The sequence below is a fragment of the Rhodobacteraceae bacterium M382 genome (assembly GCA_025141015.1).
GTDB lineage: Bacteria > Pseudomonadota > Alphaproteobacteria > Rhodobacterales > Rhodobacteraceae > Aliisedimentitalea > Aliisedimentitalea scapharcae.
Genome location: CP081098.1, coordinates 3,499,368 through 3,524,340 on the forward strand (window position 1 = coordinate 3,499,368; position 24,973 = coordinate 3,524,340).

The 24,973-nt window shown below is 58.4% G+C and carries 22 protein-coding genes; 9 read left to right on the plus strand and 13 right to left on the minus strand.

Translation table 11 applies throughout. The annotated features are described in order from the left end of the window. Nucleotides 1-155 precede the first annotated feature (155 nt). Genes K3727_16260 through K3727_16270 form a run of 3 tightly spaced genes read left to right on the plus strand, consistent with a single transcriptional unit; the run spans nucleotide 156 to nucleotide 2,981 of the window. A complete protein-coding gene (locus K3727_16260) occupies nucleotides 156-1,286 on the plus strand; it encodes a mandelate racemase/muconate lactonizing enzyme family protein (protein UWQ90322.1) in 1,131 nt (376 codons plus the stop codon). Beyond that, complete coding sequence (locus K3727_16265; GenBank protein UWQ90323.1) at nucleotides 1,283-2,389, plus strand: mandelate racemase/muconate lactonizing enzyme family protein; 1,107 nt, start codon at nucleotides 1,283-1,285, stop codon at nucleotides 2,387-2,389. Before K3727_16260 ends, K3727_16265 begins: the two co-directional genes overlap by 4 nt. Beyond that, the gene (locus K3727_16270; GenBank protein UWQ90324.1) at nucleotides 2,382-2,981 is read left to right on the plus strand and encodes an AraC family ligand binding domain-containing protein; all 600 of its coding nucleotides are present in this window, start codon (nucleotides 2,382-2,384) and stop codon (nucleotides 2,979-2,981) included. The genes K3727_16265 and K3727_16270 overlap by 8 nt, the downstream gene beginning before the upstream one ends. A 96-nt stretch (nucleotides 2,982-3,077) precedes the next feature. Here the strand turns inward: K3727_16270 and K3727_16275 are convergent, their stop codons facing one another. The 3 genes from K3727_16275 to K3727_16285 form a co-directional block, all read right to left on the minus strand. After that, entirely contained in the window at nucleotides 3,078-5,054 is a 1,977-nt protein-coding gene (locus tag K3727_16275) for an FAD-dependent oxidoreductase (protein ID UWQ90325.1), read from the minus strand. Nucleotides 5,055-5,114: 60 nt separating this feature from the next. Then, nucleotides 5,115-7,160 (minus strand): NADH:flavin oxidoreductase, encoded by a 2,046-nt coding sequence (locus K3727_16280; protein ID UWQ90326.1) that lies wholly within the window; start codon nucleotides 7,158-7,160, stop codon nucleotides 5,115-5,117. Between the two features lie 67 nt (nucleotides 7,161-7,227). Beyond that, nucleotides 7,228-8,811: a trimethylamine methyltransferase family protein gene (locus K3727_16285; GenBank protein UWQ90327.1), complete on the minus strand. Its 1,584-nt coding sequence runs from the start codon at nucleotides 8,809-8,811 to the stop codon at nucleotides 7,228-7,230. A gap of 206 nt (nucleotides 8,812-9,017) precedes the next feature. On the opposite strand from K3727_16285, the gene K3727_16290 reads away from it, so the two are divergent. The 5 genes from K3727_16290 to K3727_16310 all read left to right on the plus strand — a co-directional run bounded on the left by K3727_16290 (nucleotide 9,018) and on the right by K3727_16310 (nucleotide 14,068). Then, entirely contained in the window at nucleotides 9,018-9,980 is a 963-nt protein-coding gene (locus K3727_16290) for a LysR family transcriptional regulator (GenBank protein UWQ90328.1), read from the plus strand. A 78-nt stretch (nucleotides 9,981-10,058) separates the two neighbouring features. Further along, entirely contained in the window at nucleotides 10,059-11,060 is a 1,002-nt protein-coding gene (locus K3727_16295; protein UWQ90329.1) for a GlxA family transcriptional regulator, read from the plus strand. Nucleotides 11,061-11,320: 260 nt separating this feature from the next. After that, complete coding sequence (locus K3727_16300) at nucleotides 11,321-12,280, plus strand: fatty acid desaturase family protein (protein ID UWQ90330.1); 960 nt, start codon at nucleotides 11,321-11,323, stop codon at nucleotides 12,278-12,280. Beyond that, nucleotides 12,270-12,587 (plus strand): non-heme iron oxygenase ferredoxin subunit, encoded by a 318-nt coding sequence (locus K3727_16305; GenBank protein ID UWQ90331.1) that lies wholly within the window; start codon nucleotides 12,270-12,272, stop codon nucleotides 12,585-12,587. The genes K3727_16300 and K3727_16305 overlap by 11 nt, the downstream gene beginning before the upstream one ends. 68 nt (nucleotides 12,588-12,655) lie before the next feature. Next, nucleotides 12,656-14,068, plus strand: a complete 1,413-nt coding sequence (locus K3727_16310) for an MATE family efflux transporter (protein UWQ90332.1) — start codon at nucleotides 12,656-12,658, stop codon at nucleotides 14,066-14,068. Here K3727_16310 and K3727_16315 read toward each other — a convergent pair. The 6 genes from K3727_16315 to K3727_16340 form a co-directional block, all read right to left on the minus strand. After that, entirely contained in the window at nucleotides 14,037-14,966 is a 930-nt protein-coding gene (locus K3727_16315; GenBank protein ID UWQ90333.1) for an AEC family transporter, read from the minus strand. The two genes, K3727_16310 and K3727_16315, sit on opposite strands and share 32 nt — an antisense overlap. A 247-nt stretch (nucleotides 14,967-15,213) precedes the next feature. After that, nucleotides 15,214-15,624, minus strand: coding sequence for a RidA family protein (locus K3727_16320; GenBank protein ID UWQ90334.1), 411 nt, complete (start codon nucleotides 15,622-15,624; stop codon nucleotides 15,214-15,216). 16 nt (nucleotides 15,625-15,640) lie between these two features. After that, complete coding sequence (locus tag K3727_16325) at nucleotides 15,641-16,138, minus strand: sarcosine oxidase subunit gamma (protein UWQ90335.1); 498 nt, start codon at nucleotides 16,136-16,138, stop codon at nucleotides 15,641-15,643. Between the two features lies 1 nt (nucleotide 16,139). Next, the gene (locus tag K3727_16330; protein UWQ90336.1) at nucleotides 16,140-19,079 is read right to left on the minus strand and encodes a sarcosine oxidase subunit alpha family protein; all 2,940 of its coding nucleotides are present in this window, start codon (nucleotides 19,077-19,079) and stop codon (nucleotides 16,140-16,142) included. Then, nucleotides 19,066-19,323, minus strand: a complete 258-nt coding sequence (locus tag K3727_16335; GenBank protein ID UWQ90337.1) for a sarcosine oxidase subunit delta — start codon at nucleotides 19,321-19,323, stop codon at nucleotides 19,066-19,068. Before K3727_16335 ends, K3727_16330 begins: the two co-directional genes overlap by 14 nt. A gap of 14 nt (nucleotides 19,324-19,337) precedes the next feature. Continuing rightward, nucleotides 19,338-20,588, minus strand: coding sequence for an FAD-dependent oxidoreductase (locus tag K3727_16340; GenBank protein ID UWQ93420.1), 1,251 nt, complete (start codon nucleotides 20,586-20,588; stop codon nucleotides 19,338-19,340). Between the two features lie 136 nt (nucleotides 20,589-20,724). Here K3727_16340 and K3727_16345 point away from each other — a divergent pair, with 136 nt between their 5' ends. After that, nucleotides 20,725-21,303 (plus strand): XRE family transcriptional regulator, encoded by a 579-nt coding sequence (locus K3727_16345; protein UWQ90338.1) that lies wholly within the window; start codon nucleotides 20,725-20,727, stop codon nucleotides 21,301-21,303. Nucleotides 21,304-21,386: 83 nt separating this feature from the next. Here K3727_16345 and K3727_16350 read toward each other — a convergent pair whose 3' ends face one another. The 4 genes from K3727_16350 to K3727_16365 form a co-directional block, all read right to left on the minus strand. Continuing rightward, the gene (locus K3727_16350; protein UWQ90339.1) at nucleotides 21,387-22,139 is read right to left on the minus strand and encodes an amino acid ABC transporter ATP-binding protein; all 753 of its coding nucleotides are present in this window, start codon (nucleotides 22,137-22,139) and stop codon (nucleotides 21,387-21,389) included. A 10-nt stretch (nucleotides 22,140-22,149) separates the two neighbouring features. Continuing rightward, complete coding sequence (locus K3727_16355) at nucleotides 22,150-23,055, minus strand: amino acid ABC transporter permease (protein ID UWQ90340.1); 906 nt, start codon at nucleotides 23,053-23,055, stop codon at nucleotides 22,150-22,152. A 78-nt stretch (nucleotides 23,056-23,133) separates the two neighbouring features. Continuing rightward, nucleotides 23,134-23,961, minus strand: a complete 828-nt coding sequence (locus K3727_16360; protein UWQ90341.1) for a transporter substrate-binding domain-containing protein — start codon at nucleotides 23,959-23,961, stop codon at nucleotides 23,134-23,136. A 74-nt stretch (nucleotides 23,962-24,035) separates the two neighbouring features. After that, complete coding sequence (locus tag K3727_16365; GenBank protein ID UWQ90342.1) at nucleotides 24,036-24,887, minus strand: amino acid ABC transporter permease; 852 nt, start codon at nucleotides 24,885-24,887, stop codon at nucleotides 24,036-24,038. Nucleotides 24,888-24,973: the final 86 nt, after the last annotated feature.

Below are 24,973 nucleotides of genomic sequence, written 5' to 3' on the forward strand. Positions count from 1 at the left end.
ACGGGCAAACACATCACTTGGGCCAGGGCCTCCGCCCTGAACCGATGGCCTACATTCTGCGAGCGACATGAAATTGCCTGCGGATGCCGCTCCCGGACCATGGGCGATCCGGGAGCCTGATAATTTTGGTTTCAGGATTGCAACGGAGAAGCTGTATGAAAATCGCCCGCATCGAAGTTTACTCGGTGACTTTGCCCTATGCTGGCGGCACCTACCGCCTGTCAGGGGGGCGCAGTTTCACAGCCTTTGCGGCCGTGTTTACCCGGGTCATGACCGAATGCGGACTGGAAGGATGGGGCGAAAGCACGCCGTTTGGGTCGACCTATATCGCGGCCCATGCTGGCGGTGTCAAAGCTGGCCTGGCCGAACTGGCTCCGGCGCTGATCGGGATGGATCCGCGCCACCATGACCGGATCTATGACGCGATGGACGCCGCCCTGGTTGGTCATGCCCATGCCAAAACCCCATTGGATGTCGCCTGTTGGGACATCGCGGGCAAGGCCGCTGGAGTGCCCGTCTGTGACTTGTTGGGAGGGCGTGTGCCGGGGGCAGTGCCGCTGATCTCCTCGATCGGCTCTGACGATCCACAGGCGATGCGCGAAAATGTGGCCCGACACCGTGAACTGGGGTTCCTTGGCCATTCCGTCAAGGTCGGGTCAACCGAAGCTGAAGGTGGCCCGATGCTGGACGCCGAGCGGGTACAGGCGTGCCTGGCTGACCGTCGCCCCGGTGAATGGTTTCTCGTTGATGCCAATGGCGGGATGAGCCCGGAACAGGCGTTGCGGTTCCTGGCATTGCTACCGAAGGGGCTGGATTTCACATTCGAGGCCCCCTGCGCCAGCTGGCGGGAAACCCTGAGTTTGCGCAAACGCTGTCGAGTGCCTTTGCTGCTGGATGAACTGGTGCAGTCCGACGCCGACATCGCCCAAGCAGTGGCCAGCGATGCCTGTGATGGGGTCGGGCTCAAGATCTCGAAACAGGGCGGGCTGACCCCCACCCGGCGTCAGCGTGACATGGCGCGGGCCGCTGGGTTGGTCATGTCGGTGCAGGATACCACCGGATCCGACATCGCCTTTGCCGCCGTGCTGCATATGGCGCAATCGACGCCCCGCCACGTGCTGCGCTGTGCGCTGGACACCCGGTCGATGGTTTCACTGACCACCGCTGCATTTGACGCCCCGGTCCAGGGTGGCGGTGCCCAGGCCCCCGCCATACCGGGATTGGGCGTTATGCCCGATATGTCGATCATGGGGGCCCCCATTGCAATTTACGAGGACACGCCATGAAGATCACACGCATCACCGTCTATCAGATTGAACTGCCGCTCAACGAACCGTACTGGCTCTCGGGGGGACGATTGAAATTCGAACGCCTCGATAGCACATTCGTGCGCATAGATACCGACGCTGGGTTGACGGGCTGGGGCGAAGGATGCCCCTGGGGCCATACCTATCTGCCCGCCCACGGCCCCGGCATCCGCGCCGGGATCGAAACGCTCGCGCCGTTTCTGATAGGCGAAGACCCCCGCAGTCTGGACCATATCAACCGGGTGATGGACCTGCAGTTGCCCGGACATCCCTATGTGAAATCCCCGCTCGACATGGCGTGCTGGGATATTGCCGGACAGGCCGCTGGGATGCCGCTTTGGCAAATGTGGGGCGGTGCCGAGGCGGCGCAAGTGTTGGTCAACTCGTCCATATCGACCGGCACGCCGGACGATATGCTGGCGCGGATCGAAACGGCGGCGGCAAAGGGCTATACCGTGCATTCAGCCAAGGTGGGCGGCACCGATATCGGATTGGACATTGATCGGATCGAGGCAATTTCAGGTGGGCTGCCCAAAGGGCACAAGGTGACCTTTGACGTGAACCGCGCCTGGCAACCCGGCGTGGCGGTGCAGGTGCTGAATTCGGTCAGCGCCCGTGATTGGGTGGAACAGCCCTGTGAAACACTGGACCAATGCGCGCATGTGGCAGCGCGTGTCTCCAACCCGATCATGCTGGACGAATGCATGCATACGTTCATCGATCATCTCGATGCCTGGAAACTGCGCGCCTGCGAAGGGGTCAAAGTCAAACCGAACCGTGTCGGTGGGCTGACCCGCGCCCGCCAGATCCGCGACTTTGGTGTTTCAGTCGGCTGGCAGATGCATGTCGAAGATCTGGGCGGTTCGGCGTTGGCGGATACGGCAGCCATTCACCTGGCCGCATCGACACCCGACGCCAATCGGCTGGCCAGCTGGTTGTGCCACTACCATCTGTCAGTCGACCCGGTTCCCGGCCAGGGTGCGCGCAACGATCATGGCGTCGCGACCCCGCCCAGCACGCCGGGGTTGGGCGTCACCCCCGACCCCGAACTGCTGGGCCCGCCGGTAGCCACCTATGAGTGACCTGTCATTGCCCACGCAGCTGCTGCACAACCTGACCACCCTCGCCCGTCATCACGTCGGGGAGCTGGACTGGTTCGCCGATCGCATGCAGGACCTGCCCCGGATCGCGACCCAACCGCACGCCTTGCCCGTATGCCGTCTATTACCAGCGAGCGCCGGCGCAGCTTCGGACCAGACACGGGACACCGTGGCGGCGCTGATCTCCGCCGCCCCCGGGCTTTGCTGGCAACAAAGCTATAGCGAAGCAGACGGGTTTTCCCGCGACTGGCTGGACAATTATGGCTGGGTCAATCTGGTTTCTCCCGAAGGGATGTTCCATTCCGACACGATCCGGGTGTCGATCGGATATTGGGGTGCGGGTCAGCATTATGATGAACATTCCCATGCACCCGAAGAATTCTATCTGATCCTTGCCGGTCGCGCCCGATTTCATTCCAAAGGCCGTGGTTCTGTGGATGCAGGTCCTGGTGACATCATTCATCACCTTCCTCACCAGAAGCACGCCATCGACATGGTGCCCGGCCCGCTGTTGGCAGCCGCCTTTTGGCGGGGCCAGGATCTGTTGCGAAAATCGGATCTTGGGGCCCGTTGAGACAGCCCTGCTGGCAAGGCGCATTTTTGGCTTTGCCAGCCCTTGGCCGGATTTTCCCGGACACGCCAGCAACCGCGCACATGCGGCCACTGGCCCCTAAAGATCCAGCGCCAGCTTGCGCCCGTCATGAAACGCCAGCGCGGCGTTGCGCGGCGCATGGGCATCGCCGATCAACTGGGCCGAAATCCCCAATTCGGCCAGCGCAGGGCGCAAGTCGCAATTGGCCCGGTTCACCGTCGACAGCACCAGCGAGTCCGCCGCCATATGCTCCTGCGCGCCTGTGAGCAGCGATTGCAACACTGCCCCCGCATCGCCCCATCGCATCACCACGGTTTCCGGGCGGAACACGACCCCCAAACCGGCCAGCGTCCGACGCAGCGGAAAGTCGGCAGAGGGGCGCTGTAGCTCTTTGCCCACCAAGCCGTCCGGCGTGACAATGGTGACCCGATGCCCTGCCTCGGCCAAGGCCCAGGCTGTCCCGCAGCCTTTCCAATGCCCCCCCTCGTCCAGCACGATAACACGATCTCCCAAACGCGCGGCCCGGCCCATCACATCAGCGACGGACCAGACATTGCCGTCCAACCCCGGCAGTTCCCGCAGGTGCGGCAACGCCTTTTGGAACCCCGCCTCATCCGGTAACGAACCGGTCGCCAGGACCACCTCGTCCATCTTCAGCGCCGCGATGTCGTCAGTTTCCAGATAGGTGTTGCACCGCACATCCACGCCCAGACGTGCCAATTGCCGGTCATACCACGCCAACAGGTCCAGGATCTGCGCGCGCCGCGGTTGTTCGCCGGCCAGTCGAAATTGCCCACCTATCTGTGGTCCGGCCTCGACAAGAACCACGCGATGGCCCCGTTCGGCTGCCACCCGAGCGGCCTCTAAACCCGCTGGCCCGGCCCCGACCACCAGCACGGATTTCGGGCGATCCGTTGTCGCAAACCGATCCCCGCCCCATTGATGTTCGAACCCGACAGACGGGTTGATCAGGCAGGAAATCCAATAATCCCGCCCGCGCCGCCCCCAACATTGCTGGTTGCAGGACAGACAGCCACGAATGTCATCTGCCCGCCCTTGTTCGGCCTTGGTCACCAGATGCGGATCCGCAATTTGGCCGCGCACGATTGACACCATGTCCGCCTCGCCCGCGCCCAGTACCGTATTGGCGTTTTCTGGTGTGCGAATGTGGCTTTCCGCCGTAACCAACGCGTGTTTCACGACCCTCTTCAATCGGGCGGCCAGATCCACGCCCAGCTTTTCGCCATATTGAAAGGTTGGGATAATACCATAGAAATCAAGATAGCTGCTGGACCCGACAGTGACATAATCCATCAGCTGTTCGCCGTCGTGCCATGCGACAATCTCAGCCAGATCCTCGCGCCCCAACGCGGCTTCGACGGCCGGTTCATCCGAAATTGACAGACCTATGATGAAATCCTCGCCACAGTCCGCCCGGATCCGGCGCATGATTTCCCGGCTGAACCGGGTGCGGTTTTCCAGGCTGCCGCCCCATTCGTCGGTGCGTTGGTTGGAAAACGGTGTCCAGAACTGTTCCAGCAGGCAATGATAGGCCGCCCAGACTTCGACCCCATCAAAGCCCGCCTGTTGGCAACGCCGCGCCGCATCAACAAAGCCCTGGATGGTCTCTTCGATTTCGGCGGCATTCATTTCGTGGCTGCCGTCACTGTCGTGATAGCTTGGTCCACCAGACGGGGACCAGGCCGCGTGAAAGCTGTTGTCCTGATCACCATGGGCTCCGACGTGATAGAGCTGCTGGATCATCACCGTGCCTTCGGCCTGGCAGGCCTCGGTCAGGCGTTTGAAATGCGGAATCACTGCGTCGCTGGAATGGCGGAAATTGCCCCGGGTCAACACCGCTGCCGGATGGACAGGCATCGGTTCAACCACGATCATGGCCGCGCCCCCCATGGCCCGCTCCCGATAATAGGCCAGATGCTGATCCCCGGGCAGGCCGTTTTCGGCCATATTGGTGGTATGGGCCCCAAACACGATACGGTTGCGCAGGGTCTTGTGCCGCAGAGTAACCGGCGAAAACACATGTTTGAACTTCATCAGCCGCCTTTCAATTTTTGTGGGCAGGACCCGGTTGCCCCCCAGGTCCGTTGTCCCAGTTTACAGGTCCTTCATAGTTCTGAGCGCATCATAGATTGCGGCGTGTGTGTTTCTGGCGCTGACGGCGTCGCCGATGCGGAAGAGTTGGAATGTGGCGTTCGGGTTTGTGTTGATGGTCTGGGGCTGGCCGGTGATCAGGGCGGTGTGGTCCACTTCGCCCCGGTTTGAGGACAGCGGTTTCAGGTCGAAGTAGAGATCGTCAAGCGGCAAGGTGCCGTAGTTGACCACCACCTGATCATAGGAGGATTGGGATGTGAAATCACTGTAATCCGTGCCGATTGTGGCGCACAGGCGATTGCCGTCGCGCATCACGTCCAACAGGCGGCGGGTGACGGTGAATGTCACGTCGCGGGCCTGCAATTCGCGCATGTAGGGCACCAGGTTCATCGCCATGATATCGGGGGCAAACACCCGATCCGGGGTCATGACTTCGACCTTCGCGCCCGCTGCTGCGGCGATTTCCGCCGCCATCAGACCGGGATGATCGCCGCTTTCGTCATAGATCAGCACCTGTTGGCCCGGTTTGACATCGCCCGAGATGAGATCCCAGGCGCTGACCACCAGATCGTTTTCCTGGCCCGATTCGAACAATTCGGTATTGGGCAGACCCCCGGTGGCGATGATCACCACATCCGGGTTCAGCGCGGTGACGTCATCGGCTTCGGCCCAGGTGTTGAAACGAAAGTCCACATCCCGCGCGGCGCATTGCGCCATGCGCCAGTCGATGATGCCGATCATCTCGCGCCGGCGTGCGTGTTGCGCGGTCAGCCGCACCTGACCGCCGGGATCGGGCTGGGCCTCGAATACGGTCACGGCGTGGCCGCGTTCGGCCGCCACCCGCGCCGCTTCGAGCCCGGCCGGACCGGCACCGACGATGACCACCCGTTTGCGGGTCTCGGCAGGGGCGATGTCATGGGGCATCGACAGCTCGCGCCCGGTGGCGGCATTGTGCAGGCACAGCGCTTCGCCCGCCTGATAAATTCTGTCCAGGCAATAGGTTGCGCCAACACAGGGGCGAATGTCATCCTCGCGCCCTTCGACGATCTTGCGCACGATATGCGGATCGGCCATATGCGCCCGCGTCATCCCCACCATATCCAGAAGCCCCGCCTGCACCGCATGGCGTGCGGTGGCCACATCCGGGATACGCGAGGCGTGGAACGTAGGCATGCCGGTGGCCCGTTTGACCGCGCCGGCAAAATCCAGATGCGGTGCCGATGGCATCCCCTGCACCGGGATCACATCGGTCATCGCCGGATCGGTGTGGATGCGCCCGCGGATCACATTCAGAAAATCGACCATGCCGCTGCGCGCAAGCCGCTTGGAAATCTCGATGCCTTCGACCGGCGTGATGCCCCCGGCGGCGGCCTCATCGGCCGTATAGCGCAGCCCGACGATGAAATCGTCGCCCACCCGGTCGCGAATGGCGCGCAGCACGTCCAGCGGGAATTTCAACCGGGAATCAGGTGTTTGCCCCCCGTATTCCCCATCCAGATCATTGGTCAGAGGCGACCAGAACTGGTCCAGAAGATGGCCGTAGACCTGCAATTCAACCCCATCCATGCCCCCTTCCTTCATCCGTTCGGTGGCATCGGCGAAATCGTTGATGATGCGGGCAATGTCCCAATCCTCGGCCAGCTTGGGAAACGCGCGATGCGCTGGTTCACGGTGTTTGGAGGAACTGACCGAGGGCAGCCAGTCGCCCTTGTTCCACCCCGTGCGCCGCCCCAGATGGGTCAGCTGGATCATCACCGCACAGCCATGCGCGTGGCAGGCATCGCTAAGGCGGCGGATGTGGGGCACAACCTCGTCCTTGTAGGCCAGGATGTTGTTGAACACCGGCGGGCTGTCCCGGCTCACGGCAGCCGACCCCGCCGTCATCGCCAACGCAACCCCCGCCCGCGCCCGTTCCGCGTGATAGGCAACATAGCGCTCCTTGGGCATCCCGCCCTCGGGATACGCAGGCTCATGGCTCGTCGTCATGATCCGGTTCTTCAACGTCAAATGCTTCAACTGATAAGGCTGCAACAAAGGGTCAGTCGACATGGGGGGTCTCCCGGAAGGTCCAGAAAATGGGCTACTCGACACAAGTGTCGAGAAAGGTGTGATTCTGTCAATACCAAGCATCCGGCATCGACGCTTTTTTGTCAGTGATGAACGCCTTGAGCGCCTCGTCGGTGGCCACATCCATGGGCGGTGCCTCATAGGCTGCCAGCGTATCCTTCCATCGTTGGTTGGCACGCTGCGCCGAGTCGACACTGCCCTGTTCCTCCCAGCTTTCAAAGGGTTGATCGTCGTTCTGCCCGCTGTCCCAGTAGGCCGTCTTGTAATGACGCAGCGTGTGGTCCGTTCCGAACAGATGTTCCCCTGGGCCATTTTGGGCCAGAGCGTCGAACCCAAGCGTGTCGTCGTTCACGTCAATCCCGTTCAGATACGCGTGCATCGCCCCGCACATATCCGCATCCATCACCAGTTTTTCGTAGGACATCGACAGCAGCCCATCGAGGAACCCGGCCGAATGCAGGATGAAATTCGCGCCCCCCTGAACGGCCGACATCATCGACATCATCGACTGTTGCATTGCCTGCCCATCAGGAAGCTTGGACGTGCTGAAATTTCCGGCGCAACGCAACGGCATCTCCAACCGCCGGGCCAATTGCCCCATGACCAGCGATCCCAGCGCCGGTTCCGGTGTTCCAAAGGTGGGAGACCCGGTCCGCAACGACATGGACGACAAGAACCCGGCCAGCACCGTCGGAGCGCCAGGCCGCACCAGTTGTGCCAGCGCGCAGGAGGTCATGGATTCGGCCAGACATTGCGCGATGGATCCCGCCATGGTCAGCGGCGACACTGCCCCGCCCAGCAGAAAGGGCAGGTGAATGGATCCCTGCCCTGCTTGGGCATAGGTGCGGATCCCGGCCGTTGTGGCCCCATCCAGAACCAGCGGAGACGTGGTGTTGAAATTGCCCATGATGACGCAATGGCTGTCGACAAAATCGGATCCGAACAGGATACGGCACATTTCGATACTGTCGGCGGCCCGGTCCGGGGCAGTGATCGACCCCAGAAACGGACGGTCCGAATACCGCATATGGGCATAGACCATGTCCAGGTGGCGTTTGTTGACCGCGATGTCGGTTGGTTCGCATATCGTGCCACCCGAGTGATGCAACCAGGGCGAAGATTGCGCCAGTTTGATCAGGTTTTCAAAGTCCTCGATCGTGCCATAGCGACGCCCTTTGTCCAGATCCATCACAAAGGGTGACCCATAAGACGGCGCAAAGACCATCGCGTTACCGCCAATCTCGACCGTGTTGGCCGGGTTGCGGGCGTGTTGGGTAAATCGGGCCGGGGCACTGCGGAGGATTTCGCGGATCATGCCCGGTTCGAATTTGATGTTCCAGGCGTCTTGGGACAATTGGGACACCTGCCCGCCAGCCTGGCGAAACAGATCGACCGTGGTGGGATCTTCTCGGAACTCGATGCCGATTTCGGCGAGGATCCGATCGGCGGTGGCTTCGATCCTGATCAGCCCTTCTTCGTCCATCAGGTCATAGGGACGAATGCGTCGGGTGATATACGGAACGCGCAGATGCAGGTTTTGACCGATCGTGGCCGTGCGCGCGGTCTTGGTCTTGCCTGCGTCACGACGAGAGCGACGGCCGCGTGGTGCCAGTTTGGGGTCGGAAACGGTCATGGATCTTGTCCTTGTGTAACCGATGCGGGCCCGGCCAGGGCCACCACATCGGGATCATCGTGGCGAACTTCTGGAGGTCAAAATCAGCAGATATGGTCGGTCTGGCAATCTCCTAAAAATTCACACAGACTTATTTTGGCTAAGCCAAAATATCGGAAAATATACACTCTTGATGGATCATTTGAGAATTAGTATGAATTCTTGTCATGCCAAATCGCCCTTATGATCTCCCTCCAGTCAGCGCGCTTCTCAGCTTTGAGGCGGCCGCGCGCCATGAGAGTTTCAAAACCGCTGCGCAGGAACTGAATGTGACCCCCGCCGCTGTCAGCCACCAGGTCAAGGCATTGGAAAACGATTTACGCCAGACCCTGTTTCACCGTCACCACAGGGGGGTCGAACTGACACCGACAGGGGCCTATCTGTTGGTCAGCCTGCAACGCGGGCTCGAAGGGATATCGGACGCCATTTCTCAGCTCCGGTCACAGGCGTCACGCGCGATGATTACGATCCAGGCAACAACAGCGGTCAGCGCGTTGTGGCTGACGCCCAAGCTGGCGCAGTTCTGGCGCGCCCATGGACATGTTTCAGTGGCACAGAATGTCAGCGATACAACCGGCCCGGCCCGTCACTGTGATCTGAGCATTCACTATGGCGAAATTTCGCGGGAAAGCGGCGATTGCCGCATCCTGTTCCAGGACCGGATCATGGCATTGGGCAGCCGGCAGTTTGCGCAAAAACACCCGGTCCATCACGTGTCGGATTTCGCCCGGACTCCGCTGATCCATCTGGACGCCGAAGATACCGGCTGGACAGATTGGGCGACCTGGTGCGCGGCTCTGGGGTATAACGGGCCGTTGGCCAGCGGGTTCCGGGTCAACAATTATGTCATCGCATTGCAGGCCGCACAGGACGACATGGGCGCGGTTCTGGGCTGGGGGGGGCTGGTGGGGCAACTGCTGGAGACAGGGGTTCTGGTCAAGCTGACCAAAGATGAAATCGCCTCGCCGTTGGATTTCTATATCAAGGTCCACCCACAGGCATCACCACGGGCTCTGTTTCTATGCGACTGGTTGCTAAACGCCGCTCAAACAGGTGAAACCCCCGCCTTTGGTGTCCACCCGGCCCCGAAAAAAACCACGGATTTGGGCAAATTGAAGCCGGATGAGTAAAACCCACGGCTTGCCCAAAAAGCAAAACTGGTCAACAACGGACCGAATCAAGCCATTCTGCGAAGCGAGACGAAAATCATGAGGCTGGGTCATCATTCCTCGACGAACTCCCCACAATCAAAACCCCTGCGATTCGTATTTGGTCTGGTGCCGAACTATTCAGCCATGTCGCTGACACACGCGCTCGAAACCTTGCGGATTGCCAACCGGATGGCCGGATCCAAACGGTTCGACTGGGTGATTTGTGCCGAAAACGGAGAAACCGTCGAAGATTCGCTGGGCGCACGTTTTCCTGTGGACCATGGGTTTGAAGAGGCTCACCGCGATGACGTGGTGATCGTGTGTTCCGGCCAGGACGTCCAGAAACAACCATTGACGGCCGTCACCAATTGGATCCGCCGATGCGCCCGAAACGGCTGCCGGATCGGCGGCCTGTTTACCGGAGCCTATGTTCTAGCAAAATCCGGACTTTTGGATGGGCACGCCGCCACGATACATTGGGAAAACCGCCAGGCATTTCTGGAAGAATTTCCCGAAGTAAACCTCACGGAATACACATTTGTCTGCGAAGGGTCCCGCCTGTCCACAGCCGGGGGTACCGCCGCCATCGACCTGATTTTGCACATGGTGGCCGAGGCCGAGGGAGAGGCGCTGTCGAATTTGGTGGCAGATCAGCTGCATTACACCAACATTCGTGTGTTGCAGTTCTCGGCCCGTATGCAGGTCGCGGACCGCATTGGGTTCCGCCATCCAAAACTGTCGGAAATTTTGGCTCTGATGGAAACCAACCTCGAAGAACCGTTGCGCCCCGGAGATCTGGCCGAAACGGTCAACATTTCGACCCGCCAGCTGGAACGGCTGTTCCGTCGCTATCTGCATTCGACACCCAAGAAATATTATGTCGACATGCGGTTGCAGCGGGCCCAGAACCTGCTGCTTCAGACCAATATGTCCGTTACCAATGTCTGTGTCGCCTGCGGTTTCAACTCTACCTCGCATTTTGCGCGCCTGTTCCGCCAACGCTATGGGGTATCACCGCACCGCCTGCGCAAAGGTCAGCCATCAGGCGACGGCGCATAGCAGCACCGATCACCCTGCGCTCTGCTCTGGGGCAACCGGCTGTGCCACGACAGACAAACCTGTGTTTCCAGGCCATTTGTCGATGAGCGATCCTCTTGGGGAAATACAGATTCACGTCTGGACAGACGACGCCCGAGTTTTGTATGCTCACACTTAATGGCATTTAATACAGACATAATGCCATGGTGCGGAGCACTCCCGTCTCCGGCTCAGGTCACGTTGATTGAAGGAAATCCGGACCTGAACATGCGAGGATCATCATGACCAACGCAATTGTCACGCCCCTGACCCAAGCACTGGCAGAGGGCAAACTCACCCGCGAAGAACTCAAAACATTCATGCAGCGTTCAGACGGACCGGCCATCCGTCGGCTGGCACTCTGGCTTCTGGTGCTTGCCGGTACCAGTTCGCTGGTTGCACTCAGCTGGAACAGCTGGCTGATCTGGCCCGCCATGTTTGTGCATGGGGTGGTGCTGGTACACCATTTCTCTCTGCAACATGAATGTGTGCATTATTCGGTGTTTCGCACCAGATGGTTGAACAATCTGGTCGGCAACATCTGCGGGTTCATCATCATGTTGCCCCATAAACACTTTCGGTATGAACATTGTGATCATCATACCTATACCCAAGTCGAAGGTGACGACCCCGAGCTGGTGCCCATGCCCCAGACCCTGGGGCAATATCTGTTCTACATCACCGCGATCCCCTATTGGCGTACCAAGTTCACCGAACTGTTTCGACATGTTGCTGGTCGGCTCAGCCCCGAAGAACAACGTTTTGTTCCCAAAGTTGAACACAACGCCATCTATCTGGAGACCCGTTTGATGTTGGCGGCCTATGCGCTGATCGTTCTGGTGATGGCGCTCACGGGGTGGTGGGATCTTGTGTGGTTCTGGTTCATTCCCTTGATCCTGGGAGAACCGGTGATGCGGTGGGTGCGTATGACCGAACACGTAGGCCGCCCGACCGTTGCGCAAATGCATGAAAACACAAGGACAAACCTGGTGTCTCGACCCTGGCGGTTCCTGTGCTGGAACATGAATTACCATGCCGAACATCACTATGTCTCTTCCGTACCCTATCACGCGTTGCCCCAGCTTCATGAAAAGTTGAAAACCCACATCTACGTTGAAAAAGACGGGTACCTGGGGGCCCATCGTGACATCCTGCGACAACTGTTTTCCAAGCCGACAGGAGGATCAGCCAATGGCCAGTGAACCCGACTGGATAGATGTGGTTGCCGTGTCATCTCTGGAAAGAAACTGGGTCACACGCGTGGACCTCGGCCGCCGAAGGTTGGCGATCTATGACACGCCGTCGGGAATCTTTGCCTCGCTGGCGTTGTGCAATCACGGCGGCGCCGATCTGTGTGACGGATATTTCGATGGCCATGTGATCGAATGCCCGCTGCATCAGGGCGCGTTTGATGTCCGCAACGGCCAGCCGATTGCAGCACCCGCAACACGGCCGATGAAAACCTTTGAAACGCGGGTCGAAAACGGCACCGTACAAATCAGGGCCTGACTGGCGGGCTGGCGGCACCGATCGGGCCGCCAGTCTCCCAGACCATACCCCATCAGGAAAGCCCGCACATGGCGCTGAAACCAAGCCGCGATCTGGTCACCGGGTCCATTGGCTCTCACTTTCGAACCCTCGCGGTGCCTGCCGCAATCGGGATGCTGTTCAATACCCTGTACAACATTGTCGATATCTTCTTTGCCGGACTGTTGTCGACAGACGCCCAGGCCGGGCTGGCGATCGGATTCCTGACCTTTTATCTGGTGATGTCGGTCGGAATCGGATTGGGCGCAGCCATGGCCGCGCTGGTTGGCAATGCGTTGGGGCAAAAGGATGCCCGCGTTGCCCGGCGATTGGCTGCCCAGGGTCTCAGTTTCGGAGTGTTGTCATCCGTCCTGTTGATCCTGTTGGGGATCTGGCTGGGTCCGTTTGTGATCCGGTTCATGTCCGAATCCGGCTCCTATCAGGACGCAGGTGTCCGGTATTTTCAGGTGATGCTGTTCGCCCTGCCCGGTTTTGTCATGGCCTTTGGCATCAACGGTGTTCTTCAGGCCCAGGGGGACAACAAGTCGATGCAATGGGCAATGATGCTGGCCTTTGTGGCCAACATAGGCCTCAACCCCTTGTTGATCTATGGCGTTCCCGGCCTCTGGGGCGGGATCGGATTCGACGGGTTGGCTGTGTCGACGGTACTCAGCCAGAGCGGCGTCATGATCTATCTGCTCATCCAAGCCTTGCGGTCCTCAGCCATGGAGGGGTTGCGGGCCCGCAATTTCATCCCGCGCCTGTTCAGTTTCCGTGAAATCGCCACCCAATCCATCCCGACCAGCTTTGCCCTGTTGATCATGTTCCTGTCCGGAATAGTCGTTCAATTTGCGCTCAAGGGGTTTGGCGAACATGCGGTGGCCGGGTTTGGCATCGCAATCCGAATAGAACAGATACTGTTGCTTCCCATTCTGGGGATGACCGGGGCGTTGTTACCCATTGCCTCGCAAAATTTTGGGGCTCGAGATTTCAATCGGGTCAGGGAGTCGCTTTTTCAGTGTTGGAAAATTGGCCTGATCATGTGCCTGATAGCCAGCCCCACCCTGTGGTTTGGAGGAGAATTCATCCTGGGGCTGTTTACTGATGACCCCCAAGTAATCCGCGTCGGTGTGGCCTATTTGCGGGTCGATGGCGTGATACTGCCGTTTTACATGATGCTGTTTTCAATCAATTCCTTTCTGCAAGCGCTAAAGAAACCAATCTGGAGCCTCTGGATCGGCATCTATCGACAGGGAATCGGAGTCGCATTGTTTGTCTGGATCTTTGTCGGGCTGTGGCAGTTTGATGAAACCGGCGTCTGGTATGGGGTGGCCAGCGCTGTTGTTTCGGGATGGGTGATCGCGATGATGATCACCACATCCATCGCGCGCCATCAGATCAATGGTTTGTGGAGGGTTTACCCCATCCGCGTTACACCAAGGGCAACAAAATCAACAAACTGACCGGAATCGTAAACAGCGCCAACATGGTTTGCAGCGTCACGATCGCCGCCATCATGGGAGCATCCCCCCCCAATTGGCGGGCCAACGTATAAGATCCGACACCCGTTGGAACCACGGAGTAGATGATCGCGATCTGCAGGATCTGCTGAGGCAGCCCCACCATCAGCCCAATCAGAACCACTGCGATCGGGAAAACCAACATCTTGCCTGCAAAAGACACCAACAGCGGCAACGCCGCAGCCGTCATGGCGCGGATGCGCAGATTGGCCCCAACCGCCAAAAGCGTGACCGGCAGCGCCGCGGCCCCCAGTATTCCTGTCGCTTCATGCACAACAGGAAGTGGTGCCCCGTAGTGGAAATTGACCAGGATCGCCAGAATGATCGAGACGATATGCGGGTTGCGTGACAGGTCGCGCAGAATGGCCTTGGGCAGGCCGCTGCGTTTGCCGGGCTGCAACGCGATCACCATCAGGATCACCACCACCACATTGGTGACAGGGACCAGAATGGCCGTAGCGATAATTGCAATTTCAAACCCGGCCGCGCCATACAGATTGGCCGCCATCGCCAGGCCAATGAACGAATTGTGCCGGGAACACCCTTGCAGGATGGATGTGGCCTGAGCGGGCTTGTAGCCCAGCAATCTGGAAACCAGCAGCGCAAAAGCCAGCGCAGCAAAAAAACCACCCAGAATAGTTGCCGCATATGGTCCCAGCGGCGTGTCGCCCAGCGACGCCACCGAGATTTTGTTGAACATCAGACAGGGCATCAGAACCCAGTAGACCAGCTTGTCGTTCAGGTTCCAGAACTCGACACTGGGGATCCCACCTTTGCGCAACGCCAACCCCAGCGCAATGATGATAAAAATCGGTAGGATGGATGTCAGAGTGGCCAGCATTTGACGTCTTCCAAAATGAGCGGCAGATGCTGCCTGTCTACGCCAATTTTCGGAGCCAGGCGAGAGACAGGGCACCCGCACCGACCAGATATCTTTTGTTTTTCAGTTCATTTGCCCACTATTTCAACACCCAAAGCGTGGACAATATACACATTCCAAAAACATGTTCAGGCTCGCTGCTTAAACCAAAAAAGGCAGCCCGCATTTGGGGCTGCCTCAAGAACGAGTCGCACGGGGCGCTCGGCGCTCACCTACGGTCTTCGGTATCGTCGATCACCGCCATCGCGTCGATCTCTACCAACAGCGACGGATCAGCCAGACCCTGGACCACCACGCCGGTTGAACAATGATGCACGCCCTCAAACCATTCGTTGATCGCCGCATAGACCGCCGGGCGATAAGAAATGTCAGTGACATAAACGGTCAGCTTGCACACATCCTGCAATCTGCCCCCAGCCTCTTCCATCCAGCGTTTGATGTTCTTGCAGGCCTGATGCGCCTGGGCACCGGGGTCGCCTTCGCCAATCAGCGTGCCGTCCAGCAAAGTCCCCACTTGCCCCTGCATGAACACAAAATCCCCCCGCGCCCGGATCGCCTTGGAGTATGTGGCCTGGGCGTGATATCGGGTTTGATAGGTGTGAATATGCGTGCGGCTCATGGGGAATTCCTTTTGGTTATGCCGTTGCCCGGCTCAGGTAATCTTCTACCAGATTGGCAAAACTCTGCTCGATTGCAAATTCAAACCCGTCCTCAATCCGTCGCACCAAAGCTTTTAGATGGAAAACTTCGGTAAAGGTGACGGCGTGATCCGAAAACACGGCAGGATGCAGGTCCAGCGGGCTGGCAATCGCCATGATCTGGGCCGCATCAGGGCCTGTGACCTGGAAGAAGGTCATCGTGTCCGACACGCGCACAATGCTCAGATCAGGCGGGGCATCTTCGGGTTTCAGGGCCTCCAACAGGGCCTCTTCGCTGCCGATTTCGGCGCGCAGGATCCAATGGTCACGGCCAATATAACACAGGGCCATTCCGCCCTTGTCCGTGAACGTGTTTGGTTGCTCAGGGAAGGCGGGAAGATGGGCCCCGGCCCAATCTGCCACCCCCTCGGCTTTGCCTTTGAGATCAAACAATGCGCTGATCTTTTGGCGTTGGAATGTCACGTCATAGCCCATATCAAGACCTCAGTTTCTCGCCCGCCGGGTCATAGTGGACCGGAGCGGTGACTGTTGCGGGGATCACCCCATCTTTCAGGCGCACATGCACTGTTTCGCCGTGGCGGGCATGTCCGTTGTCCAGCAATGCCAGCCCAACCCATCGTTTATTGGCGACGCTCCAGACACAGGCGGTGGTCAGCCCTTCGGTGGCTTCCTTGCGCCCGCCCGGCGTCAAGGGTGCGCCTTCGGGAATGGCACGGTTGGGGTCGGTTGGAACCACCCCGACCAGTTCGCGCCGGGTGGCACCGGCCGAGCGGCGTAATTCGACCGCCCGCTTGCCCAGATAATCCGGCTTTTTCTTGGACATGACCCAACCCATTCCCAGATCATGGGCATCGACAGTTCCGTCCACTTCGTGCCCCAGGGACAGGAACCCCTTTTCCACGCGCAAAACATGGCTGGCCTCGGATCCAACCGGCTCAATGCCAAAGGGTTTTCCAACCTCCATGACCTTGTCCCACAATTCACGCATATGTCGGGTTGCGACATTGACCTCGAACGACAGCTCGCCGGTAAAGCTGACCCGCACAACGCGGGCCGGGATGCCCGCAACGGTGCCGTCACGATAGGACATGAATTTGAAACTGTCAGGCGACAGATCAATGTCGGTCCCCAACGCCTGCAGAACATCCCGCGCTTTGGGACCACAGATTGTGGCATTGTTCCATTGGCTGGTAACAGTGGTGATTTTCACCTCCCACTCGGGAAACTCGGTTTGCAACAGCTTTTCCATATGCTGGTTCATGGCATCCGCGTGACCGGTCGATGTGGACAGGATCCAACGGTGTTCGCTCAGCCGGAAAGTCACCCCGTCATCCAGGATCAACCCATCATCCGACAACATCAGCCCATAACGGCCGTTCCCCGGTTTCAGCGACGACATCACATTGGTGTAGAGGAAATCCAGGAACTTGCCGACATCACATCCTTTGAGCTCGAACGTCCCCAGGGGCGAGCCATCATAGACCCCGACCCCGTTGCGCACAGCTTCGCATTCGCGGTTCACTGTCTCCTGAAAGCTTTCGCCAGACCGCGGGAAATACCCCGGACGCCGCCAACGGGCACCGGCCTCGTACATGAATGCACCGTTGTCGTGGTTCCAACTGGTCACCGGTGTGTGACGGTACGGGAACAACACCGAGTCCTCGCGGATACCCGAAATCGCGCCAAAGGACACAGGCGTATAGGGAGACCGAAAGGTCGTTGTCCCAACATCCTGTAACGGAACGCCTTTTTGCAGGGCAACCGTGCCGATGATATTGATATTCCCGGTTTTGCCCTGATCAATACCCATGCCACCCGTGGTATAGCGTTTGACATGTTCGACGTTGCTGTACCCTTCGCGCAACGCCAGATGCACATCATCCACCGAAACGTCATTCTGGATATCAAGAAACGCCTTACCCTTGCTCGTCCCACCTTCGACTCGCCACAGCGGGTCGATCGCATAGGCAATGTCGGTACTGGGTGGAACCTCGGGTGTCGTTGATGCAAATCCACAGGCTTGGGCTGCGCTGGCACCTGCTTCCGCTCCGGTCTGCAAGGCTTGTGGCAGGGTCATCTGACCGTCTGCTGATCCCGCGCTCAACGTCGCCTGTGCCCGCTGATCCGGCACAAAACTGGCCAGCGTCTCGTCATAGCGCAATGTGCCGCGCGACTGCGAAAACAGATGTACCGCCGGGTTCCAGCCACCAGACTGCCCCAACAGATCGCATTGGATCTGACGGGTCGCACCACCAGCACGCGGCATCACGGTAACGGATCGCACCCGTTTGTGGCCTTTGACGTCGGCAACGACATACCCCTCCAGAACCTCAACCTCCCGCACCAGGGCAAGCGCCTCGGTCGGAACAGCCGTGCGGCTGTCCACGATGGCCGCAATGTCGATCCCTGCGGCCTTCATCGTGGCAGCTGCGGCATAGGTGCTGTTGTTGTTGGTAAAGAGAACTGCGCGTTTCCCAGGTCGGACAGCATAGCGATTGACATAGGCCTGGATGGCCGACGCCATCATCACGCCAGGACGGTCATTGTTTGCAAACACCATGGCCCGTTCAATGGCCCCGGTTGCGCAGATGACCTGACCGGCCCGCACACGCCAGCTGCGTTCGATCACGCTGGTATTTTCGGGTTGGCGTTCGTTGACAATCATCAGGTTGTGTTCGCGATAGGCCCAGACAGTCGCGTTTTGCAGATGAACCACGTTCTCCATCGCGGCAAGTTCGCCAACCGCTGCCTTGACCCAATCCATGCCCGGGTGCCCGTCAATCTCCAACGTTTGGTTCAACAGACTGCCACCGGCCTCGGTGCCCTCATCGGCCAGAAAAACCCGCGCACCGCTGCGACCGGCAACCAGCGCGGCCATCAACCCGGCCGGACCGGCTCCGGCAATCAGGACATCGGCATGGGCATTGCGGCTTTCGAAATGTCCGGTGGCTGGTGGGTCAGACGGTGCCCCGGCCAATCCAGCGGCCCGTCGGATCGACGGTTCAAACAGGTGCCAATTTGGCCATTTGAACGTCTTGTAATAGAAACCAGCCGGGATGAATTTGGTCAGCAGTTGGTTCACGCCCCCAACATCAAATTGGGCAGATGGCCAACAATTTACCGATTTTGCCCCGAGCCCCTCCGTCAGCTGAACGGTCGTGATCGGGCAGTTTGCCGATGCGTCCTTGCCCTCCAGTTCCACCAGAGATGCCGGTTCTTCAACGCCCAGCCCGACGATCCCGCGTGGGCGGTGGTATTTGAAACTGCGCGCCGTTACCGAAACCCCATTGGCAATCAATGCCGAAGCCAGCGTATCGCCTTGGACTCCGTGATAGGGTTTACCATTGAAGGTAAAGGGAATTTTTCGGTCGCGATTGATGCGGCCACCGGTCGGCAGGCGATTATTCTGAGCCATTGGGGGCCTCCACGATGTCATGTGTCCGGGTGTCGCGCCAGATGGTCAGCCATTCACCGCATCCTCGGGCGTGCCACCATCGTTCCTGAACCGGCCCCAATGGATTGGGGACAATGGTCAGATATTCAACCCACTGCGCATCCGATACGGCATTGGGATCGGGACGGTCGGCCCCGACCGGACCGCCAAAAATAAATTCACTTTCGGTGCGTGGCCCGCAGAACGGGCAGGTGATTTTCAACATGGTCCTGTCCTCTCCTATCGGGCCGTGGTGGTGCCGGATTCCATGACGAAATCCAGGTGTTTAAAACGATCCAGCGTAAAAGAAGACATCAACGGATGCGGATCCCCCCTGGCCACCAGATGGGCCAGTGTCAGACCGCCCGCGGGAATGGCCTTGTAGCCGCCCCACCAGCCTGCGGTGATGAACAGCCCATCGACATCGGTGCGCGACATGATCGGAGAAGCATCATGGGCAATGTCCAGGTGCCCGCCCCACTGACGCATCAGCTTTAGCTTTTTAAAGGCCGGGAACAGCGACAGCATGGCCGTGACCGTGTCCTCAAAAACATGTTGTTTGATGTCACGGCGAAAACTCTGCCCCATGTCCGGTGCGCCGCCAATAACCATTTCACCCTTGTCCGACTGGCTGAAATAGAAACCGCTATCCGGACAATTCACGATGACATCCACCAGTGGTTTCACCGGTTCGGATACAAAAGCTGTCAGGTTCATCGTCCTGAGCGGAAGTTTCAGCCCTGCCGTTTCGGTCAACGTCGTTGTATGCCCCGAAACCGCCACAACCACCTTTTTGGCCTTGACCGTCCCCCGGTTCGTTTCGACGCCACAGATCGCACCATCCGACCCACGGATCAACGAGGTCACAGGGGTCTGCTGATGGATCTCGACCCCCAGCGCATCCGCCCCACGGGCATAGCCCCAAGCCACCGCATCGTGTCGATTGACGCCCGCATCTGTATGCACCATGCCGCCAATCACGGGCAGACGCGCATCCGGCCCACCGCCTGTCAACGCTGGGATGCGGCGGCGCAACTCCTGGGTGTCGATCTGTTCATAGGTTGATCCATAGATGTCCATGGTCAACTGACGCCGACGCAGTTCTCGCATTTTTGGATAGGTCTGAACCACATCGACCATGGTGCGTTTGGAATGCATCATGTTGAAGTTCAGCTCTTTGGTCAGCCCCTCATACATGGCCACCGATTTGACGTAAAAGGGAATGGATTCATCGCGCATATAGTTCGACCGGATGGTGATTGTGTTGCGGGCGATGTTGCCCCCCCCCAACCATCCCCGGTCCAGAACAGCGACATCGGTGATGCCGAATTCTTTGGCCAGATAATAGGCAGTGGCCAACCCGTGGCCGCCCGCCCCGATCACAATGACTTCGTACTGGTCCTTCAGCGGCGGACTACGCCAGGCCTGCTGCCAGTTCTTGTGCCCGCTAAGTGCATTACGGGCCAGGGAGAAGAGTGAATAATTTTGCATGATGGTAATAATATTTATCAAAGGTTATCGCCGGTCAAGTAAATTAGTTGCACAACAGTAAAATTGGGTGTCATTCTGGATTTACCGATGCCATCTGGCGTGCCAATGACGCCCCCAAAGCCAAAAGGAGAGCAGAATGGCAGGAGATTCGGAGATTGATGCGGCAGTGGGACGGGCTTTGCATCGCCTGCGCCAGGAACGCACGATGACCGTGACCGAGCTGGCGTCAAAGGCAAATGTGTCGATGGCCATGATTTCCAGAATCGAAAATGGCCATGTTTCACCATCTCTGAACACGCTTCAGTCGCTGGCGGATGCTCTGTCGGTTTCCATCATGGCGCTGTTCTCGCACAGCGAGAACACGGCAGACGTCCATCACGTCAGGGCCGGAGATGGCCTGCCTTCGCGCAGAGTCACGCCGAATCACGCACATGACTATCTGTTGCTGGGCAAACACGCCGACCCGGGAGGCAGTTTTCAATCCGCGCGCATCCGTATCCAACAAAAGGATTCAGGAACGCTGCCTTCGTATCAACACGAAGGGCATGTGTTCATTTACATGATCGAAGGTCAGGCAACCTACAGATGTGGGACCCAGATGTTTGTAATGGCCACCGGCGACACGCTGAGCTTTGACGCCAAGCTGCCGCATGGATTTGCCGAGGTCCGGAGCCCAGCCATCGAGTTCATCACAGTGTCATCACGCCCCGCCTGATCGGGTGGGTCAAACAAAAACCCCCGGCCCTCTCGTCAGAGCACCGGGGGTTTCCTGGCTTTCACAGGATCTTCGAAAGCCGGTTAGTGGCCCAAAAGCTGGCTCAGGAACAGCTGGGCCCGATCGCTTTGCGGATCGCCAAAGAAGGCCTCGGGGTGTGCCACCTCGATGATTTCACCCTCGTCCATGAACACAACCCGGTCCGCCACCTTGCGGGCAAACCCCATTTCATGGGTCACACAGATCATGGTCATGCCCTCTTCGGCCAATTCGATCATGACATCCAGAACACCGGCAATCATTTCCGGATCCAGCGCCGATGTCGGTTCGTCAAACAACATGATCTTGGGCTTCATGCATAGCGACCGTGCAATGGCCACGCGCTGTTGCTGCCCCCCCGACAATTGGGGGGGATATTTGTCAGCCTGTTCGGCGATGTGGACCCGCTCCAGATAGTGCATTGCCAGATCTTTGGCTTCGGCCTTGGTCGCACCCCGATTGCGGATCGGCCCCAGGGTCAGATTGTCCAGGATCGACATATGCGGGAACAGGTTGAACCCCTGGAACACCATGCCGACTTCGCGCCGGATCTGTTCGATGTTCTTCATGTCCGGCGTCACCTCGACACCGTCCACATGGATTGTTCCCTTTTGATGCGCCTCCAGCTGATTGATGCAGCGGATCATCGTGGATTTTCCTGACCCTGACGGGCCACAGACAACCACCTTCTCGCCTTCGGCCACCGTCAGGTTGATGTCGAACAGCGCGCTGAAATCGCCATACCATTTGCACATGCCGCGTATTTCTACGAGCGGGTTTGCTGTTGCGTCTAGCATACAGTCTCTCCTAACGATGGGATTTGGCCGCGCGACGTTCGAGCCAGCCGAACAACACCGCAAAGCTGTAACACAGGACGAAATACATCGCGCCCACAAGAATCCAGGTCTCGAAAACCTTGGTTGTTGTCGCGGCGACTTCGGTGGCCAGGAAGGTCAGTTCCTGGATCGAAATCAGCGACACAATCGCCGAGTCCTTGATCAGGGTGATGAACTGACCGGCCAGCGGCGGCAGGATTTTGCGGATCGCCTGGGGCAGGATGACATCGCGCAGGACATTAAAGGGCGACAGCCCGATGGCGCGGGACGCCTCCCATTGGCCCTTGCCGACAGATTGAATGCCTGCCCGTACGATTTCGGTGATATAGGCACCTTCGAACATGGCCAGACACAGCATCCCGGCCAGAAAGTTCGACAACAGCTTTGGGTCACCAAACATGAAATGGAACACGGCATTGTCGACCAATGCGTTGTCCGGGTTGATGCTGTCCACCCCAAGCGCCGGGAACAGCTGGCTTGAGATGAAGAAAAAGAAAATGAAGATGAAAACCAGCGGCGGCAGGTTGCGGATCAGCTCGACATAGCTGCGGCTGATGATGCGCAGCGTCAGGTTCTCGCAGGTGCGCCAATAGCCCATGACGACGCCAATGATCGTGGCAAGTATCGTGGCCCAGACCGCCAGCCGCAACGTAGTGGCCAGCCCATAGAGCAGCAGGTTGGCGACATAGCTGTCGGATTCAGCGTCATATCGGATGAGAAAATTGAAAACCCGAGACCAGTCCCAATCATACACCAGAACGTCGCTCACGCGGTATCCGGAATAGAAAACAAACCCGATGACAACGGCAAAGAGCCCGAAATCAACAGCAGTCAGTCGCTTTTTGGGCGGTGCCGGAGGGGGGGAATTTCGATCCATTGGATCCTCGTGCAGAACTTGTTGGAAGAGGCACAAAACTGTTGCGCCTCTTCTGTTGGCAGGTGATTGCTCAGGTGCTTATTTGGCAACCATGTCCTTCCAGGCGGACTGATCTTCGAACCAATAGGCGTGGGTTTCCTCGAGCCACCCGTTTGAGGTGTTCACCAGGATCCAGTTCGAGAAGAAGTTCACCGCATCCGCGTCGCCCTTGCGCAAGGCAAAAGCTTCGTCACCGCGCGACAGGTTTTTGCCGTCGTTGGCCACAAAGACCTTGTCAGGATAACCATCGGCCCAAAAGCGCGGCTTGGGTGCCGACGAAATCGTCGCATGGGCGTTGCCGTTCACAACCTCCTGAAAGGCCTGCGCGTCGTCATCAAACCGACGCAATGTCGCCTTGGGGAACCGCTTTTGCGCAAAATTACAGGGTGTTGCACCACGGCGGCACGAGATGGTCACGCTGGAGTCGTTATAGTCATCCATCGAGGTGAAATCGCCGGCCAGTTCGATATTTGACGCCATCTGCTGCCCCGAGTGGGCATAGGGTTGGGTAAAGTTGACGGTCAGGTTCCGCTGGGGTGTGATCGACATACCACCAATGATAACGTCGAATTTCTTGGCGATCAGAGCGGGAATGATACCACTCCACGCGGTTGGGACAAATTCGACTTCGACCCCCATATCGGCGGCAACCTTTTTGGCAACATCGATTTCAAAACCGATCAGATTGCCTTCCTTGTCCCGCATGGCCCATGGAACAAAGGTTGCCATGCCAACCCGCAGAGTGCCGCGTTTCTGAATATCGGTCAGCACACCTTCGGCGGCGACCGGTGCTGAAGAGGCGGCAAAACTAGTTACGGCCAATGCGGCGGCAGCCATCAAGCCTTTGATGGGTTTCATAAATTTCATTATTTCCTCCAGTGTTGAATGTACCGGTTATCCCGGCTTTTTCTTGGGTTCGCGTGTTATGGTTTGGCTACGCTTTAGCGTTTGTTTTTATTGAGAGTTCTTTCAAACAGGCTGACGCCGAATGACATGGTGACCGTAACCGCCAGATAGATCCCGGCCACCAGGAACCAGATCTCGAATGCCATGAAGGTATCTGCAATCAGGTTCAAACCCGCAGTGGTCAGTTCAGATACCGCGATGACGCTGACAATTGCCGAATGTTTGATCAACGAAATGATCAACCCCGTGAGTGGCGGCAAAATCAGCGGCAGCGACTGCGGCACGATGATAAAGCGGTATTTGTCGGACAGGCTCAGGCCAATGGCGTCCGCGCCTTCGAACTGCCCTTTGTCGACCCCAATGATGCCGCCGCGGATGATCTCGGCAGCAAAGGATCCCTCAAAGAAGGCAAGGCACAGAACACCCGCCCAAAACCGGTCGATCCCGAAAATTGGGGCAAGCACGAAATAGAACAGGAACAACTGGACCAGAAGCGGCGTGTTTCGGATCGCTTCGAGATACCATTTGGCTATGAGCCGCCCCGCGATCGAATTGGATAGTCGCGCGAATGCGGTGACAAACCCGATGGCGATCGCAATAACGCCGGCAATCGAGGCCAGCTTTAGCGTTTGGATCAAACCACGCACCAAAGGCCCCCAGATCACCTCGCCATCAATGACGCGATAAAAGAACGGCTCGACCCGGTACCATTGCCAATTGTACTCCATGGCATCGGCACCGCGCCAAATCAGATATCCGATCACGGCGAACACGATGATCGCCTGGGCAATCTGCCAGAGAGTATGCGACAGCGCCCGCACGTCCAGACCAGCCTTTTCCCGCTGGCGCAAGTTCCGTGATGTCGCTGAAAGAACGCGTTCTTGCATTTCGCCTCCATGGTCGATGCCAAAACATGTGAAGGAAGTATTGGTTTTCCGGTATAGCCCTGTCAATAAAAATTACCCTTCTTCAT

Excerpts from the sequence above, each read along its gene's own strand:
- K3727_16260 (UWQ90322.1), top strand. The coding sequence starts at position 156 with ATGAAAATCGCCCGCATCGAAGTTTACTCGGTGACTTTGCCCTATGCT.
- K3727_16265 (UWQ90323.1), top strand. The coding sequence starts at position 1,283 with ATGAAGATCACACGCATCACCGTCTATCAGATTGAACTGCCGCTCAAC.
- K3727_16270 (UWQ90324.1), top strand. The coding sequence starts at position 2,382 with ATGAGTGACCTGTCATTGCCCACGCAGCTGCTGCACAACCTGACCACC.
- K3727_16275 (UWQ90325.1), bottom strand. The coding sequence starts at position 5,054 with ATGAAGTTCAAACATGTGTTTTCGCCGGTTACTCTGCGGCACAAGACC.
- K3727_16280 (UWQ90326.1), bottom strand. The coding sequence starts at position 7,160 with ATGTCGACTGACCCTTTGTTGCAGCCTTATCAGTTGAAGCATTTGACG.
- K3727_16285 (UWQ90327.1), bottom strand. The coding sequence starts at position 8,811 with ATGACCGTTTCCGACCCCAAACTGGCACCACGCGGCCGTCGCTCTCGT.
- K3727_16290 (UWQ90328.1), top strand. The coding sequence starts at position 9,018 with ATGCCAAATCGCCCTTATGATCTCCCTCCAGTCAGCGCGCTTCTCAGC.
- K3727_16295 (UWQ90329.1), top strand. The coding sequence starts at position 10,059 with ATGAGGCTGGGTCATCATTCCTCGACGAACTCCCCACAATCAAAACCC.
- K3727_16300 (UWQ90330.1), top strand. The coding sequence starts at position 11,321 with ATGACCAACGCAATTGTCACGCCCCTGACCCAAGCACTGGCAGAGGGC.
- K3727_16305 (UWQ90331.1), top strand. The coding sequence starts at position 12,270 with ATGGCCAGTGAACCCGACTGGATAGATGTGGTTGCCGTGTCATCTCTG.
- K3727_16310 (UWQ90332.1), top strand. The coding sequence starts at position 12,656 with ATGGCGCTGAAACCAAGCCGCGATCTGGTCACCGGGTCCATTGGCTCT.
- K3727_16315 (UWQ90333.1), bottom strand. The coding sequence starts at position 14,966 with ATGCTGGCCACTCTGACATCCATCCTACCGATTTTTATCATCATTGCG.
- K3727_16320 (UWQ90334.1), bottom strand. The coding sequence starts at position 15,624 with ATGAGCCGCACGCATATTCACACCTATCAAACCCGATATCACGCCCAG.
- K3727_16325 (UWQ90335.1), bottom strand. The coding sequence starts at position 16,138 with ATGGGCTATGACGTGACATTCCAACGCCAAAAGATCAGCGCATTGTTT.
- K3727_16330 (UWQ90336.1), bottom strand. The coding sequence starts at position 19,079 with ATGGCTCAGAATAATCGCCTGCCGACCGGTGGCCGCATCAATCGCGAC.
- K3727_16335 (UWQ90337.1), bottom strand. The coding sequence starts at position 19,323 with ATGTTGAAAATCACCTGCCCGTTCTGCGGGCCACGCACCGAAAGTGAA.
- K3727_16340 (UWQ93420.1), bottom strand. The coding sequence starts at position 20,588 with ATGCAAAATTATTCACTCTTCTCCCTGGCCCGTAATGCACTTAGCGGG.
- K3727_16345 (UWQ90338.1), top strand. The coding sequence starts at position 20,725 with ATGGCAGGAGATTCGGAGATTGATGCGGCAGTGGGACGGGCTTTGCAT.
- K3727_16350 (UWQ90339.1), bottom strand. The coding sequence starts at position 22,139 with ATGCTAGACGCAACAGCAAACCCGCTCGTAGAAATACGCGGCATGTGC.
- K3727_16355 (UWQ90340.1), bottom strand. The coding sequence starts at position 23,055 with ATGGATCGAAATTCCCCCCCTCCGGCACCGCCCAAAAAGCGACTGACT.
- K3727_16360 (UWQ90341.1), bottom strand. The coding sequence starts at position 23,961 with ATGAAATTTATGAAACCCATCAAAGGCTTGATGGCTGCCGCCGCATTG.
- K3727_16365 (UWQ90342.1), bottom strand. The coding sequence starts at position 24,887 with ATGCAAGAACGCGTTCTTTCAGCGACATCACGGAACTTGCGCCAGCGG.